Source organism: Aminobacter sp. BA135, from assembly GCF_050859125.1.
Lineage (GTDB): Bacteria > Pseudomonadota > Alphaproteobacteria > Rhizobiales > Rhizobiaceae > Aminobacter > Aminobacter ciceronei.
Genome location: NZ_CP139573.1, coordinates 182,434 through 196,689, shown reverse-complemented (window position 1 = coordinate 196,689; position 14,256 = coordinate 182,434). Strand labels below are relative to the sequence as shown.

At 63.2% G+C, this 14,256-nt stretch carries 14 protein-coding genes and 1 pseudogene; 14 read left to right on the top strand and 1 reads right to left on the bottom strand.

Going from position 1 to position 14,256, the window contains the following annotated elements:
• Positions 1-507 precede the first annotated feature (507 nt).
• The 14 genes and pseudogenes from SLT36_RS28915 to SLT36_RS28850 all read left to right on the top strand — a co-directional run bounded on the left by SLT36_RS28915 (position 508) and on the right by SLT36_RS28850 (position 13,378).
• Entirely contained in the window at positions 508-1,404 is an 897-nt protein-coding gene (locus SLT36_RS28915) for a LysR family transcriptional regulator (protein WP_432289203.1), read from the top strand.
• Between the two features lie 105 nt (positions 1,405-1,509).
• Entirely contained in the window at positions 1,510-2,313 is an 804-nt protein-coding gene (locus SLT36_RS28910) for a carbon-nitrogen hydrolase family protein (protein ID WP_154384453.1), read from the top strand.
• Positions 2,314-2,327: 14 nt separating this feature from the next.
• Positions 2,328-2,990 (top strand): RraA family protein, encoded by a 663-nt coding sequence (locus SLT36_RS28905; RefSeq protein WP_067967307.1) that lies wholly within the window; start codon positions 2,328-2,330, stop codon positions 2,988-2,990.
• Between the two features lie 57 nt (positions 2,991-3,047).
• Positions 3,048-4,103, top strand: a complete 1,056-nt coding sequence (locus tag SLT36_RS28900) for an ABC transporter substrate-binding protein (protein ID WP_432289090.1) — start codon at positions 3,048-3,050, stop codon at positions 4,101-4,103.
• A complete protein-coding gene (locus SLT36_RS28895; protein WP_432289088.1) occupies positions 4,103-5,209 on the top strand; it encodes an ABC transporter ATP-binding protein in 1,107 nt (368 codons plus the stop codon). The genes SLT36_RS28900 and SLT36_RS28895 overlap by 1 nt, the downstream gene beginning before the upstream one ends.
• Entirely contained in the window at positions 5,206-6,069 is an 864-nt protein-coding gene (locus SLT36_RS28890; protein WP_154384454.1) for an ABC transporter permease, read from the top strand. The genes SLT36_RS28895 and SLT36_RS28890 overlap by 4 nt, the downstream gene beginning before the upstream one ends.
• A gap of 10 nt (positions 6,070-6,079) precedes the next feature.
• A complete protein-coding gene (locus tag SLT36_RS28885; RefSeq protein ID WP_432289086.1) occupies positions 6,080-6,874 on the top strand; it encodes an ABC transporter permease in 795 nt (264 codons plus the stop codon).
• Positions 6,875-6,914: 40 nt separating this feature from the next.
• Positions 6,915-7,431 (top strand): annotated as a pseudogene (locus SLT36_RS28880) (molybdopterin dinucleotide binding domain-containing protein); the annotation flags it as partial.
• 92 nt (positions 7,432-7,523) lie between these two features.
• Entirely contained in the window at positions 7,524-7,685 is a 162-nt protein-coding gene (locus tag SLT36_RS28875) for a hypothetical protein (protein ID WP_432289084.1), read from the top strand.
• A 540-nt stretch (positions 7,686-8,225) separates the two neighbouring features.
• Complete coding sequence (locus tag SLT36_RS28870; protein ID WP_432289082.1) at positions 8,226-9,752, top strand: ABC transporter substrate-binding protein; 1,527 nt, start codon at positions 8,226-8,228, stop codon at positions 9,750-9,752.
• Between the two features lie 77 nt (positions 9,753-9,829).
• Positions 9,830-10,771 (top strand): ABC transporter permease, encoded by a 942-nt coding sequence (locus tag SLT36_RS28865; protein ID WP_432289080.1) that lies wholly within the window; start codon positions 9,830-9,832, stop codon positions 10,769-10,771.
• Positions 10,771-11,646: an ABC transporter permease gene (locus SLT36_RS28860; protein WP_067967330.1), complete on the top strand. Its 876-nt coding sequence runs from the start codon at positions 10,771-10,773 to the stop codon at positions 11,644-11,646. Before SLT36_RS28865 ends, SLT36_RS28860 begins: the two co-directional genes overlap by 1 nt.
• A 1-nt stretch (position 11,647) precedes the next feature.
• The gene (locus tag SLT36_RS28855) at positions 11,648-12,853 is read left to right on the top strand and encodes an amidohydrolase/deacetylase family metallohydrolase (protein WP_432289078.1); all 1,206 of its coding nucleotides are present in this window, start codon (positions 11,648-11,650) and stop codon (positions 12,851-12,853) included.
• A gap of 87 nt (positions 12,854-12,940) precedes the next feature.
• On the top strand, positions 12,941-13,378 hold the full coding sequence (locus SLT36_RS28850) for a RidA family protein (protein WP_067968411.1): 438 nt from the start codon (positions 12,941-12,943) through the stop codon (positions 13,376-13,378).
• 9 nt (positions 13,379-13,387) lie between these two features.
• Here the strand turns inward: SLT36_RS28850 and SLT36_RS28845 are convergent, their stop codons facing one another.
• Positions 13,388-14,206, bottom strand: a complete 819-nt coding sequence (locus SLT36_RS28845; protein ID WP_154384458.1) for an IclR family transcriptional regulator — start codon at positions 14,204-14,206, stop codon at positions 13,388-13,390.
• Positions 14,207-14,256: the final 50 nt, after the last annotated feature.

The window sequence follows — 14,256 nt, the reverse complement described above, 5'->3', positions numbered from 1 at the left end:
AATACTCGAGAGCTTGTCGAGCAGCAGGGGAATCTCGCCTGGGCTCCCGCTGGCGACGATCGGTTCTTCCAGAACGCCCCGTCCACGATGCGCCGCTGCGACTAGAACAAGCTGCCTTGCTGACAGTGTCCCCGCCGGCGGCCGTCCGGATTTGGTGAGGGGCTCCCAGTGTATTCGGATATGCCAAAACTATGGACCCGCGGTGTTGCCGCGGGTCTTTTTTGTAAGCGGTTTTGGCCGGTCGTCTTGACCCCGTTGCGGCACGCTGTGGGCGACGGCCTCTTTCGTCAACGATTAGAAAGCGGTCGTCGCTTGGCGCTGGAACGCACGTTGATGCAGGGCATTGTCGAAATGCTATGCTGAAAGTGCCTGACCAGTTGGGTGCCGACCTGCGGCGACAGCGGATTGTGATCGCCACTTCTCGTATGTCGAGCAGCTACAGGCGCGATGGTGACGAAGTGCCGACTTTGATTTGTCTTGGCCGATTGGCTGGACTATGGATCGGCGATGAACCTGCGCTTCGTCGAAACCTTCGTCTGGGTCGCCCGGCTGGGGAGCTTTCGCGCCGCGGCTGATCGGCTGAACGCGACGCAAGCGGCCGTTTCCAATCGCATCGCCAGCCTGGAAGCGGAGATGGGCTGCGAGCTGTTCGAGCGCTTGCCCGGCGGCGTGCGGCTGTCGACGATCGGGCAGCGGGCGTTGCAGCCGGCCGAGGAACTGCTCAAGGCGGCGACAAGTTTCAAGGTGGCGATCGGCAGCCCGCAGCAGCTGAGGGCAACGGTGACGATCGGCACCATCGATTCGATCGTGCATGCCTGGCTGCCCAACTTCATCGAACGCGTGAAGGAGCGTTTTCCCTCGCTCGGGCTCGATCTCAATGTCGACACGTCGCTGGCGATCGGGCGCGAGGTGAGCGAGCGGCGGTTGGACCTCGCGCTGCTGATGGGCCCGGTGCTGAGCCCGGGCCTCAAGAACATCGACCTCGGCAGCATGGAATGCGTCTTGGTCGCCGCGCCCTCCTTCGGTCTTGGCGACAGCAGGCTCAATCTGGAGGACCTCCGCGCCTATCCAGTGCTGACCTTCTCGCGCAACAGCGTGCCGCATATCTGGCTGCTCCGGCAGTTCGAGGAACTGGGTGTGTCGCCCCCCGTGATCTCCAATTCGAACTCGCTTTCGGCGATGTCGCGGCTCGCCTGCGATGGTGTCGGCGTCGCGTTGTTGCCGCTGCCGCTCGTGGCGCCGATGATCGCGTCGGGCGTGCTGCAGCTGCTCTCGATCACGCCGCAGTTCCCGGCGCTCAAGCTCCATGCCGTCTATGCCGACGATCCTGAAAATCTAATTCCATCAATGCTTTCGGTGATCGCGCGAGAGGCGTCGCTGCACACGATGGGCGTTTCGGCGTAGCCTTGGGTGCACAAGTTTTTTCTATCGGGGACGACAATTCTTTATCGTTTGTCATCACCTCGCCGAGGCCTGACGATACCTCCAGATGAGACTTGGAGGACTTCGATGAAGATCAGTATGGTGCAAATGAATTCCGGTTCCGACAAGGCGCGGAATCTCGACGATGCCGAGCGTTTGGTGCGCGAGGTGGTCGCCGCGGAGAAGCCGGAGCTGGTGGTGCTGCCCGAATATTTCGCCTTCCTCGGCGAGGGTCGCGACGCGGTCCACGGCAGCGGCGAATATTTCCCCGACGGGGCTTCCTACAAGCGCATGGCGTCGTTGGCGCGGGAACTCGGCGTCACCCTGCATTGCGGCTCCATGGTCGAGAAGGCCGGCAACAACCACTACAATGCGACGGTCGTGTTCGGGCCGAAGGGCGAGGAGATCGCCAAATATCGCAAGATGCACCTGTTCGACATCGACACGCCCGGCGGCGTCTCCTACCGCGAGTCCGATACGATCAGCCGCGGCGAAGACGTGGTGACCTACAAGGTCGGCGACACGACCGTCGGCTGCGCCATTTGCTACGACATCCGCTTCCCCGAGCTGTTCCGTGCCCTGCGCGACAAGGGTGCCGACGTCATCGTCCTGCCGGCCGCCTTCACGCTGATGACGGGCAAGGATCACTGGGAGCTTTTGGCCCGGGCCCGTGCCGTCGAAACCCAGACCTATTTTGTCGCCGTCGGCCAGACCGGCGCCCATGCCGAGGGCAAGAAATGGTGCTGGGGCCATTCGATGGTCATCGACCCCTGGGGCCTGATGGTCGCCCAGTGCTCCGACGGCGTTGGTTCGGCCACCGCCACGGTCGACCTGAACCGCGTCGCCAATGTTCGCCGCGACGTGCCAGTCGCCCAGCACCACGTCCTCTAAGGAGCTGCCCCCCAATGTTCGTCGTCAATGCCATGCCGCAGCAGATCGCGCCTGACCTCATCAAGAAGATGGAGCAGGTCGAGACAGCTACCGTCGGCCACTTCCTGCATTCGGGCTTCATGGATCGCGAGCTGCGCGCCGTGCTGCCGGAGAAGCGCATCGCCGGCACTGCCGTGACCGTGCGCCTGCCCCATGCCGACTCGACCATCCTGCACTATCTCACCAAGCTGGTCCGTCCGGGCGATTTCGTCGTCGTCGACCGTTGCGGCGACAACAAGCACGCCTGCTGGGGCGGCGTGGTGACTCATTCGATGAAGCTCGGCGGCATCGTCGGCGCCGTCATCGACGGCCCGGCGACGGACTTCTCGGAGATCCGTCGGGTCGATCTGCCGATGTGGTGCCGCGGCCCGTCGCCGATCACCACAAAGATCCTCGGCCTCGAAGGCGCGATCAACGTGCCGGTGTCGGTCGGCGGCCAGACGGTCAACCCGGGCGATGCCATCATCGCCGACGAGAGCGGCGTCCTTGTGCTCGATCCCGCGAAGGCCGAATGGGCGGCCGACAAGGCCATCGGCATGCAGCAGAACGAGCTCGTCCTGCTCGAGCGGCTGCGCAACGGCGAGAAGCTGCCGGACATCTCCGGCGCCACCAGGATCGTGGACGCCTCGGCCGCCTGAAGCGGCCCAATATCGACAAACGGGAACAATTTCGGTTCAGGAACGGAGGAATATCTGATGACTGCATTCAAACGCGCCGCCGGCGTGAGCCTGACAGCGCTTGCCATGTCCATCGCCGCATCGGCGGCGATGGCCGACACGGTGGTACTCACCGCCTATTCGGGCATCTTCCAGGAAAACTACGTGAAGGCCGTCGTCGAGCCCTTCATGAAGGCCAACCCCGACGTCAAGGTCGAGTTCTACGGCATGCCGAACTCGGCCCAGATGCTCGGCACGCTCCGCGCCCAGGTCAGCGCGCCGCAGATCGACATCGCCATCATGGACGTCTCGGTGGCCAAGGCTGCCACCGATGAGGGCATCTTCGCCCCGATGGACGAGACCGTCACCAAGCACCTCGCCGACCTCTACCCGCAGGCCAGGGCCGACGGCGTCAACGCCGTCGGCGTGACCTTCGACAACCTTGTCTTGCTCTACAACACCGACAAGGTGAAAGAAGCACCGACCTCCTGGAATGCGCTGTGGGACGCACAATACGCCAAGCAGGTCTCCATCCCAGCCGTGCCTGACATCCAGGGCACGACGCTGACCATCATTACCGACAAGATGGCCGGCGGCACCGACTACATCCAGAGCGTCGACGCCGGCATCAAGCGGCTCGAGGAACTGGCGCCCAATGTCCAGACCTGGGAACCGCGCCCCGACGTCTACCAGCCCATCTCCAGCGGCACGGCTGCCATCGGCATCGGCTGGAACGCACGCGCCCAGGTCTATTCCGACCTGTCGGTCGGCAAGCTCGGCGTCGTGCTGCCCCAGGAAGGCAGCGGCTTCCAGATCAACGTCATCGGCCTGGTCAAGGGCGGGCCAGCGAGCGAAAGCGCCAAGAAGTTCGTCGACTATGCGCTGAGCCCGGAGGCCCAGGCGGCGTTCACCGAACAGATGTTCTATGCGCCGACCAACGCGAAGGCCGCCGCACTGATCTCGGAAAAGGCGCTCGAACGCACGGCGGCCGGCGTGATGGACAAGATGATCGCCATCAACTGGCTCGAGGTCGCCAAGATCCGCGAGGCCATCACCGAGCAGTGGCGCCGCCGCGTCATCCCGCTCAGCCGCTGATGTTGGTCCGGGAGTCGCACATGCCCGTCTCTTCCGCCCCCGAAGAGCATCTCAGGCTGCAAAACATTGGCGTCAGCTTCGGCAACGTCAATGTCATCCCGTCGCTCGATCTTTCGGTCCGCAAAGGTGAAATGGTTGCGTTCCTCGGCCCGTCCGGCTGCGGCAAGACCACGACGCTCAGGATCATCGCCGGGCTCAACACGCCCTCCCGTGGCCACATCGTGGTGGGAGGGCGCGACATCACGCGCCTTCCCATCCATGACCGCGACATTGGCATGGTGTTCCAGAGCTACGCCCTGTTCCCGCACATGAACGTCTCGCGCAACGTCCAGTTCGGTCTGCAGATGCGCAATGTCTCGGGACGCGAGGCGGAGGAGCGGGCAGGCCGGGCGCTCGAAATGGTGCAACTCAGCCATCTCGCCCACCGCAAGCCCAAGGAACTTTCGGGCGGCCAGCAGCAGCGCGTAGCACTTGCCCGTGCGCTGGTGATCCAGCCGTCGATCCTTCTGCTCGACGAGCCGTTGTCCAATCTCGACGCCAAGCTGCGAGACGAGATGCGCGTCCAGATCCGCGCCCTGCAGCAGGAGAGCGGCATCACAGCGGTGTTCGTCACCCATGACCAGGTTGAGGCGCTGTCGATGTGCGACCGCGTCGTTGTCATGCGAAACGGTCATGTCGAGCAGTTCGGCACGCCGACCGAGGTCTATGAGCGGCCGGCAACGGCCTTCGTCGCCAACTTCGTCGGCCGCACCAACAAGCTCAAGGGCAAGATCGGGTCGGATGGCGTCCTCTTGGCTGCCGGACAACAGCTCCGCTCCGCCACCACGGTCGCCCCCGGGGATGTCGAGGTCCTCGTGCGGCCGCACCGGATCCATCTCCAGGGTCAGGCGGGCGACACCAGGGAAGCCGACAACAAGGTCAAGGGCACAGTGTCGGGCCTCACCTTCGTCGGCGACCTCGTCCAGTACGGGGTTCGTGTCGGCGACGACGAGATCGTGGTCGAAGAGGCGACGCGGCGCGAGCGCAGGCCGGTCGGCGTCGGCGACAGTGTGGTGCTCGGCTGGTCGGCCGAGGACACGCTGGTCTATCCGGGCGGCGGCCAATGAGCGCGGCAGCCACCCTCCCGCGCCAATGGCGCAACGGCGAACTGGCCGTCATGCTGCTCCTGCCGATCGCGCTGATCAATGCGATCGGTTTCATCCTGCCGGTGCTCAACCTCGCTCGCTATTCGTTCAACAAGTCGCGCATCGGCGGCGGCATCGAGAACGTTTTCACCTGGGACAACTGGGCCGGGCTGCTGAGCGATCCGTTCTATCTTGAACTGGTCTTCAACTCGGTCTGGATTAGTCTCGCCATCACGCTGACGACGCTGGTCGTCTCCTATCCGATCGCGCTTTACCTGCATCGTTCGACCGGCTCGTGGCGGACTTTCCTCACCGTGCTCGTCATCTCGCCGCTGCTGACCTCGGCGGTTGTGCGTACCTATGGCTGGATTGCCATTCTTGTCGACGACGGCCCGGTGGTCAGCGCCATCAAGGCCGTCGGACTGCCGGCGCCCAGCCTGATGTTCAACATCAAGGGTGTCTTCATCGGCCTGACCGAGATCCTGATGCCTTACATGATCCTGGCGCTGATGGCCGGTTTCGGGCGGCTCGACCCCCGCGTTGAGGAGGCCGCGCGGACGCTTGGCGCCACTCCGTCGCGGACCTTCCTGAAGGTGATCCTGCCGCTGACATTGCCCGGCATCGCCCTCGGTTGCCTCTTGTGCTTCGTGCTCGCAGTGTCGTCCTTCATCACGCCCAAGCTGATGGGCGGCGGCCGCGTCTTCCTGCTCGCCACCGAGATCTACGACCAGGCCATCGTGACGCTCAACTGGCCGTTGGCCTCGACGCTGTCGATCCTGGTGCTCATCGTCTTCGGGGCGGCACTCTGGGCATATTCCGCCGTGCTGCGGCGTCTGGACTGAGGAGGGCATCATGGAAATCCACAAGACATCCTGGCCGATGCGCATCCTCGTCTTCGTGCTGTTTGCCTATCTGCTTGCGCCCGTCCTGCTCGTCTTCCCGCTGTCTTTTTCGGGTGACCAGGTGCTGCGCTTCCCGCCGACCTTCTGGTCGACGCGCTGGTACGAGGCGCTGTTTGCCAACAGCCAGATGCTGAAGGCGTTCTGGACGAGCCTGTCGCTGGCGGCGATCGTCACGGCGCTGTCGATCGTGATTGCCGTGCCGGCGGCTTATGTGATGACGCGGCTGAAGTTTCTTGGGCGGGATCTTCTGTTCAACCTGTTCACCGCGCCGCTGCTTCTGCCCACCATCGTGCTCGGCCTCGCCATCCTGATCGTCTTTGCCTCCTTCGGATTGCTGGCGACGATGCAGGGACTGGTGTTCGCCCATCTGGTGGTGACACTGCCCTATGCGCTGCGCGTGCTGGCGGTGTCGCTCAGCACCCAGGATAGGTCCTGCGAGGAGGCGGCACGCACGCTCGGCGCCAAGCCGCTGACAGTGTTCTTCCGCGTCACGGTGCCGATGCTCACTCCCGGCATCGTCGCGGCTGCAGCGCTCTGCTTTCTCGTCTCCTTCGACGAGGTGGTGATCACGCTGTTCCTGACCGGCCCGCGCATCAGCACGCTCCCGGTCGAACTCTACAACTATGTCTACAACCAGGCCGACCCGCTGGTGGCCGCAGCCTCGGCGCTGCTGATCCTGCTGACGCTTGGCGTCATCATGGTCGTCGAACGGGCCATGGGACTGGGCAAGGCATTCGTGAAATAGGTGTCCGGCGGCCGTGACCGCCGGGTTCAACCGGATCAGCTACAACAGGCGGCTGCGCAAGCCGCGCGGCTTCCATCTGCGCAATGCCGCGGCGCATCGGGAATGGAACACGCAGGCCGGCAAGGCGACCTTCGCCACCGGGCCGCTGCCGGAGGAGACAATGCATCAGCGCGCCCGCAAGAGCGGTGGACGCTTCGCGCTGCAGACCTTCCGTTCGCACGACCAATACAACCACCACCGTCTACGGCCTCGACGACCGCTACCGCGGCGTCTATGGCGAGCGGGAGGTGATCTTCATCCATCCGGACGACCTTGAGGCGATAGGTGCCCGGGCAGGGGACCGCGTCGATGTCGTCGGTGCGCATGATGACGGTATCGAGCGCGTCGCCCGCAATTTCCGCTTCGTGCCCTACGACGTCCCGCGCGGTAGCCTTGCCGGCTATTATCCCGAGCTCAACGTGCTCGTGCCGCTCTCCAGCGCCGGCATCGAAAGCGCCACGCCGACATCCAAGTCGATCATGGTGTCGTTCCGGCTCCGCGAGGCCCAGGTGTCGTGAGTGATGGCGCCTTCATGGCGGCAGTGGAGCAGGTCCTGCAGGTATATCCCGATCTGAGCAAACTCTAGGCTGCCGTTGTCGCGGCAGACGAGATGGACATCGCCCATGACGGCCGCAGCTTCGCCCGCATCTTTGGCGTTGCGCACGCGCTGGTGTTGCGCCAGGTAAATGCGTTGGACGAGGCCGGGGCCTTGCTTAGGATCACCAAGCGCGAGCCAAGGACAATGCGCACGCATTATGTCGTGAGCTTGTGACGGAGACCAAACGCAGCATTCCAATCGCGCGGTGGGGGTGACCACTCAGGATGTCTGCGCCTGGCGCCGGGGAGGCGAGCATTCCGCGATCCTCGCGAAGCGATGCCGGCTTCGACGGGGGCGGGCTAGGTCGCCTGTGCCTAGGTTCCGCTACCGGTTCCATGCCCGTCATGCCAGCACAAACAGCCGCCCTTCACGCGGGGCTGGAGACAAGAGTGGATCCATGTCTGTGTGCTGGAACGCCCCAGTCGGTATCGATGTTGGAAGGCCTGATGGCTTCAAGATGAACGGGCGTTGGACGACAATTCGTAAAGTGTGTCGTCGACCTTGTAGTAGCCCAGAAAATTCAAGGTTTCCTTCATCGAGGCATTTCTTTCAAAGAAACTGGATGGATAGGTTGTGAAAAATGCCAGAGATACTTGGCATTGTACCCAGATTCCCAGCTTCTTCGTCACGGGCATTGACAGCGGAAATCGCTCATGTACTCTCTAATAACAGCTTATATTCCATAAAAATGGAATACGTTAGGGAGGACGTTCAATGAAGCTGAAACTTGCATCCTTGGCTGCAGCACTTCTGCTGGCGCAGTCGGGTTATCTGATGGCGCAGGAAAAGGGCGGCGTGATCAATGTCGCCACCATTGGCGAGCCGCCGACGCTCGATCCGATGACGTCGACTGCCGACCTGGTCGGTATCGTCACGCAGCATATGTTCGAGACGCTCTATACTTTCGATAAGAAATGGACCGTGACCCCGCTTCTCGGCGAGGCGCTGCCGGAGATCGGCGCCGACGGCAAGACCATGACCATCAAGCTGCGCCAGGGCATCAAGTTCCACGACGGCACCGACATGGATTCGGCCGACGTCGTCGCCTCGCTGAGCCGCTGGGTCAAGCTCGCCTCGCGTGGCAAGCAGGCCGGCAACTTCATTGCCTCGATCACTGCGACCGATCCGTCGACCGTCACCATCGCGCTCAAGCAGCCCTATGCGCCGCTGGCCTCTCTGCTCGCCTTCAACAACTCGGCCGCGATCATCATTCCGTCCGAGAAGCAGGCCGACACAATGGCCGAGTTTGTCGGCACCGGCCCCTACATGTTGAAGGAGCGCAAGGCCGACCAGTACATCCAGCTCGTGCGCTACGACGGCTACAAGGCGCGATCGGAAGCGAGCGACGGTTATGGCGGCGCTCGCCATGCCTATCTCGACGAAATCCGCTTCGTGCCGGTGCCCGACGCCAACACCCGCGTTGAGTCCGCCGTCTCGGGCCAGTACGATTATGTCGACGCTTTGCCGGTGGAATCCTTCGACAAGCTGAAGGGTGCTGCCGCGACGCAGCCGATCGTGCTGAAGCCGTTCGGTTATCCGGTGTTCGTCTTCAACACGGCCGAGGGATCGGCGAAGAACGTCGAAGTCCGCAAGGCGATCCGCCAGGCGCTCAGCATGGAAGACATGCTGGCTGCGGCTTTCGGCAGCACCGATTTCTACGGGCTCGAAGGCAACATCTATCCGGCGAGTTTCTCCTGGAGCACCGATGCCGGCGTTGAAGGCAACTACAACGTTGCCAATCCGGAAGGCGCCAAAGCGGCTGCGGCGGCTGCCGGCTACAAGGGCGAGCCTGTCCGTATCCTGACCAGCCGCCAGTACGAGTTCCACTACAAGATGGCGCAGGTCGCCGCCGAGTATCTCAAGCTCGCCGGCTTCAATGTCGATCTGCAGGTGGTGGATTGGGCGACGCTGACCCAGCGCCGCGCCGAGAAGGGCCTTTGGGACATCTACATCACCCACAGCCCGTTCCTGCCGGAGCCAGCACTGATCGGTTCGCTGTCGACGACGGCGCCCGGCTGGTGGGACACGCCGGAACGCAAGGCAGCGGTCGATGCCTTCACCGCCGAAGTCGACCCGGCCAAGCGTGTGGCCCTCTGGGCCGACGTGCAGAAGGTCATCTACGGCGACGTGCCCTTCATCAAGATCGGCAACTTCAATGCCGTGGGCTCGATTTCCAACAAGCTCCAGGGCGTGGATCCTGCTCCGTGGCCTTACTTCTGGAACGCTTCGATCAAGAAGTAAGACGCTGACAATAGCGGGCGCCGGTCAGACCGGCGTCCGCCCATTGCCGCGAAGCCAACGCGGATACGGGACCTGCCATGATACGCTACATCCTTCAGCGCATCGCCGGAATGATCGTCGTGATGTTCATCGTCGTGACGATCGTCTTCGTGATCGTGCGCGTCACACCAGGCGATCCGGCCGCCGTCATGCTGGGGCCCGATGCCACGCCCCAGGACATAGCGGAGCTCAGGACGCGCCTCGGCCTCGATAAGTCGATTTTCATCCAGTATTTTCTCTATGTCGCCCAACTGTTGAAGGGCGATCTCGGCCACTCGATCTTCCTCAACATGCCAGTGTCGGCAGCCTTGATGGAACGTGCTGAGCCAACCTTCTTCCTCACCGTCTTTTCGCTGTCCATCGCCTGCGTCATCGCTCTGCCCATCGGTATCTATGCCGCCTACCGGCGCGGGTCCTTCATCGACCAGGCCTCGACGCTGCTTGCCATGCTGGCTGCCAGCATCCCGAGCTTCTGGCTGGGCCTGATCCTGATGCAGGTGTTCGCGGTTCGGCAGCAATGGTTTCCGGTGTCCGGTTACGGCGGGCCGGATGCGGCGTTTCTCGACAGGATGTACCATCTCACCTTGCCCGCCGTGGCACTCGGCCTGGTGTCGTCGGCGCTGATCCTGCGCTTTACCCGCGCCTCGATGCTGGACGTTCTGGGCGACGATTACATCCGCACGGCGCGTGCCAAGGGCGTCGTCGAACGGCGCGTTGTGCTGAAACACGCACTCAAGAACGCCTTGATCCCGATCCTGACGGTGGTCGGGTTGACCGCCGCGGTGCTGATCTCAGGCGCTGTCGTCACCGAAACGGTCTTCGGCCTGCCTGGTGTCGGCAACCTTGTGGTCTCGGCGGTGCTGAGGCGCGACTATCCCGTCATCCAGGGTGCACTGCTGGTCATTGCCGGCCTCTATGTCCTCATCAACTTCGCCATCGACATGCTCTATCTGCTGGTCGATCCAAGGGTGCGTTACTGATGACCGATCTCGCTTCCGCATCCTTGCCGGCCCCGGAGCCGAAGTTCCTGTTCCTGCGCCGACTGTTGAAGCGCAAGACCGTTGCCTTTGGCGTCATCGTGCTGGCGGTCTTTGTCCTGCTTGCCCTGCTTGCGCCTTGGATCGCGCCTTACTCGCCGTCCAAGCTTTCCATCGTCAACCGACTGAAGCCGCCGAGCGAGATGTTCTGGTTCGGAACAGACGAATTCGGCCGCGATATCTTCTCGCGCACCATCTATGCGGGACGGCTGTCGCTTTTGGTCGGTGCTGCGGTGGTCACGCTGTCAGCGCTCATCGGCGTGACGCTTGGCTTGCTTGCCGGCTTCTTCCGTTCGCTCGACACGCCGATCGCGCGGCTCATCGACGCCATGATGGCGTTCCCCGACATCCTGCTGGCGATTGCTCTTGTTGCAGCACTCGGCCCGTCGCTGGTCACGGTGATCGTGGCGCTGTCGATCGTCTATGCGCCACGGCTGGCGCGCATCGTTCGCGCCTCGACGCTCGTCATCCGCGAGCTGCCTTATGTCGAGGCGGCGAAGTCGATGGGCATCTCGACCTTCCACATCATGACACGGCACGTGCTGCGCAACCTGGTGTCGCCGATCCTGGTGCAGGGCACCTTCCTGTTCGCCAGCGCCATGCTGGCCGAGGCTGGCTTGTCGTTCCTGGGGCTGGGCGTCAGCCCGGAAATCCCGACCTGGGGAACCATGATCGCCGGTGGACGCCAGTATATCGGCCAAGCCGACTGGATGACCTACTTTCCCGGCTTCGCCATCATTCTCTCGGTGCTGTCGCTGCAGCTGGTTGGCGACGGCCTGAGGGACATGCTCGACCCGAGACTGCGAAAGGACATGTAAGATGGCAGCCACAGCAACGGGCAAGCCCCTTCTCCTTTCCAATGTCAGGCCTGTCGCCCTTGGCGACAGCACGTCGCTGCCAACCGACATACTGGTGGGCGCGGATGGCATGATCGCAGCCGTCGGACCGTCGCTTCAGGCGCCTGAAGGCGCGGAACGCATAGACGCCAGGGGAGCCTGGATTTCGCCGGGCTGGGTCGATCTGCACGTCCATATCTGGTACGGCGGCACCGACATCTCGATCCGGCCGTCCGAATGCGGGGTCGAACGCGGCGTGACGACGCTGGTCGATGCCGGTTCAGCGGGTGAGTCCAATTTTCACGGCTTTCGCGAATATATCATCGAACCCGCGCGCGAACGCATCAAGGCATTCCTCAATCTCGGGTCCATCGGCCTCGTCGCCTGCAATCGTGTTCCGGAGCTGCGCGACATCAAGGACATCGATCTCGACCGCATCCTGCAGTGCTATGCCGACAACAGTGAGCACATCGTCGGCATCAAGGTGCGTGCAAGCCACGTCATCACGGGGTCGTGGGGCGTGACCCCGGTCAAGCTCGGCAAGAAGATCGCCAAGATCCTGAAGATCCCGATGATGGTCCATGTCGGTGAGCCGCCGGCCCTTTATGACGAGGTGCTGGAGATTCTTGGGCCCGGCGACATCGTCACCCATTGCTTCAACGGCAAGGCCGGGTCGAGCATCATGGAAGACGAGGACCTGTTCACGCTCGCCGAGCGTTGCGCTGCCGAAGGCGTGCGGCTCGACATCGGCCATGGTGGCGCATCGTTCTCGTTCAAGGTCGCCGAGGCCGCGATCCAGCGCGGATTGATGCCGTTCTCGATCTCGACTGACCTGCACGGCCACTCGATGAATTTCCCGGTATGGGATCTCGCGACGACGATGTCCAAGCTGCTGTCGGTCGGCATGCCGTTCGGCAGGGTCGTCGAAGCCGTCACCCATGCGCCGGCCTCGGCGATCAAGGTGGAAATGCCGAAATCGATCACTGTTGGTGCGCGTGCGGATTTCACCATCTTCGATCTCGTCGACGGCGACCTCGAAGCCACCGATTCGAACGGCGACACCTCACGGCTCAAGCGCCTGTTCGAACCGCGTTACGCAATCATCGGATCGGAGGCCGTTGCCGCCAGCCGATACGTGCCACGCGCCCGCAAGCTCGTGCGTCACAGCCATGGCCTGTCGTGGCGCTGAAACATGATCCCAGAGACTGGACCTGAATTGACCGCCTCCCAAGCCATCGCCGCCTCCGCAACCGCAAGTCCTGCCGACCGCCTGATCATGCTGGGTGTCCAGCTTCCGCCGGCACCGCCGCCGGTCGCTAACTTCGTCACCCATGTGCGCGAGGGGGACATGCTCTATCTCTCGGGGCAGGGGCCTCGCGAGGCGGATGGCAGGTTGTGGACGGGCAAGGTCGGCGAAGGTGTCAGCGTCAGCCAGGCCTATCAGCACGCCCGCCTTGTCGGGATCAACCTGCTGGCGGTGATGCAGGAAGCGCTCGGCGATCTCTCGAGGGTCAAGCGCGTCGTCAAGCTGCTCGGCATGGTCAATGCGTCGCCTGATTTTGAAGACCACCCACAGGTCATCAACGGATGTTCTGATCTCTTCATCGATGTGTTCGGAGAGGCCGGTCACCACGCGCGCTCGGCCGTCGGCTTCGGTTCTCTCCCCGGCAACATCACGGTGGAGATCGAAGCGATCGTGGCACTTCGGAGCTGAGCGATGACGCTAGCGGTTGCGCCAACCCATCGAGGTCTCGATCCGCTCGGCGGAGGCGCGCACGCGGTCTGTGTAGTGGCTCTCGTCGGACAGGACCTTCTGCTCCGGCAGCACGATGGAGATCGTCGCGACGCATTTCCCGTCGCGGTCGCAGACCGGCGAAGCAATGCAGGCCACCGCATAGTCGGATTCCGCGATCTGCATCGAAAGCCGCTGCTGGAACGCCTTGCCCGCGGCGGCCGAAAGGGCGGTCGCATCCACTTCTGCACGACCGGTCGGCGACATGCGGGCGCAACGCTTGAAAAGGTCGATGCGCTCGGCTTCGGGCAGATGGCCGACGAGCAGCCGGCCGGATGCTGTCCAGTTCAGCGGCACCCGCGTGCCGACACGGGAGGCGACCTGGAACGGGCTCGGGCCGTCGGCCATGGCGAGCACCAGCATGTGGTCGCCTTCACGGCCGCACAGCTGGACCGTTTCGCCGACGTCGCGGCAGAGATCGTGCATCTCGCGGTTGGCGACGCCCATGAAGTCGAGCGAGCGCGCATAGGCGAGGCCATAGTGGTAGAGCCGCGCGCCAAGCCAGATGGAACCATCGGGGCTGCGGGCCAGCATGTTCTTCTCGACGAGATCGTCGATGATGACGTAGACGGTCGACAGCGGCGCCTTGATCGCCTTGGCGATGGCATAGGCGCCCGCCGGCTCGCCGGTTTCGTAGAGATAGTCGATCACCTGCAGGGCGCGGTCGATGCCCGAAACCCGAGAACGCCTGGCGCCGTTTGCCGACGTCGGTTCGTCAGTCGCATCAGTGGATTGAGTTATCGCGTCCAAGGGCGTGCTCCTGATAGTCTGGGTAATCTATTACATTATTATGGCATATC

Coding starts and splice junctions, on each gene's coding strand:
- SLT36_RS28855 (WP_432289078.1), top strand. CDS start 11,648: ATGGCAGCCACAGCAACGGGCAAGCCCCTTCTCCTTTCCAATGTCAGG.
- SLT36_RS28865 (WP_432289080.1), top strand. CDS start 9,830: ATGATACGCTACATCCTTCAGCGCATCGCCGGAATGATCGTCGTGATG.
- SLT36_RS28885 (WP_432289086.1), top strand. CDS start 6,080: ATGGAAATCCACAAGACATCCTGGCCGATGCGCATCCTCGTCTTCGTG.
- SLT36_RS28900 (WP_432289090.1), top strand. CDS start 3,048: ATGACTGCATTCAAACGCGCCGCCGGCGTGAGCCTGACAGCGCTTGCC.
- SLT36_RS28905 (WP_067967307.1), top strand. CDS start 2,328: ATGTTCGTCGTCAATGCCATGCCGCAGCAGATCGCGCCTGACCTCATC.
- SLT36_RS28895 (WP_432289088.1), top strand. CDS start 4,103: ATGTTGGTCCGGGAGTCGCACATGCCCGTCTCTTCCGCCCCCGAAGAG.
- SLT36_RS28890 (WP_154384454.1), top strand. CDS start 5,206: ATGAGCGCGGCAGCCACCCTCCCGCGCCAATGGCGCAACGGCGAACTG.
- SLT36_RS28915 (WP_432289203.1), top strand. CDS start 508: ATGAACCTGCGCTTCGTCGAAACCTTCGTCTGGGTCGCCCGGCTGGGG.
- SLT36_RS28850 (WP_067968411.1), top strand. CDS start 12,941: ATGCTGGGTGTCCAGCTTCCGCCGGCACCGCCGCCGGTCGCTAACTTC.
- SLT36_RS28875 (WP_432289084.1), top strand. CDS start 7,524: ATGGACATCGCCCATGACGGCCGCAGCTTCGCCCGCATCTTTGGCGTT.
- SLT36_RS28860 (WP_067967330.1), top strand. CDS start 10,771: ATGACCGATCTCGCTTCCGCATCCTTGCCGGCCCCGGAGCCGAAGTTC.
- SLT36_RS28870 (WP_432289082.1), top strand. CDS start 8,226: ATGAAGCTGAAACTTGCATCCTTGGCTGCAGCACTTCTGCTGGCGCAG.
- SLT36_RS28910 (WP_154384453.1), top strand. CDS start 1,510: ATGAAGATCAGTATGGTGCAAATGAATTCCGGTTCCGACAAGGCGCGG.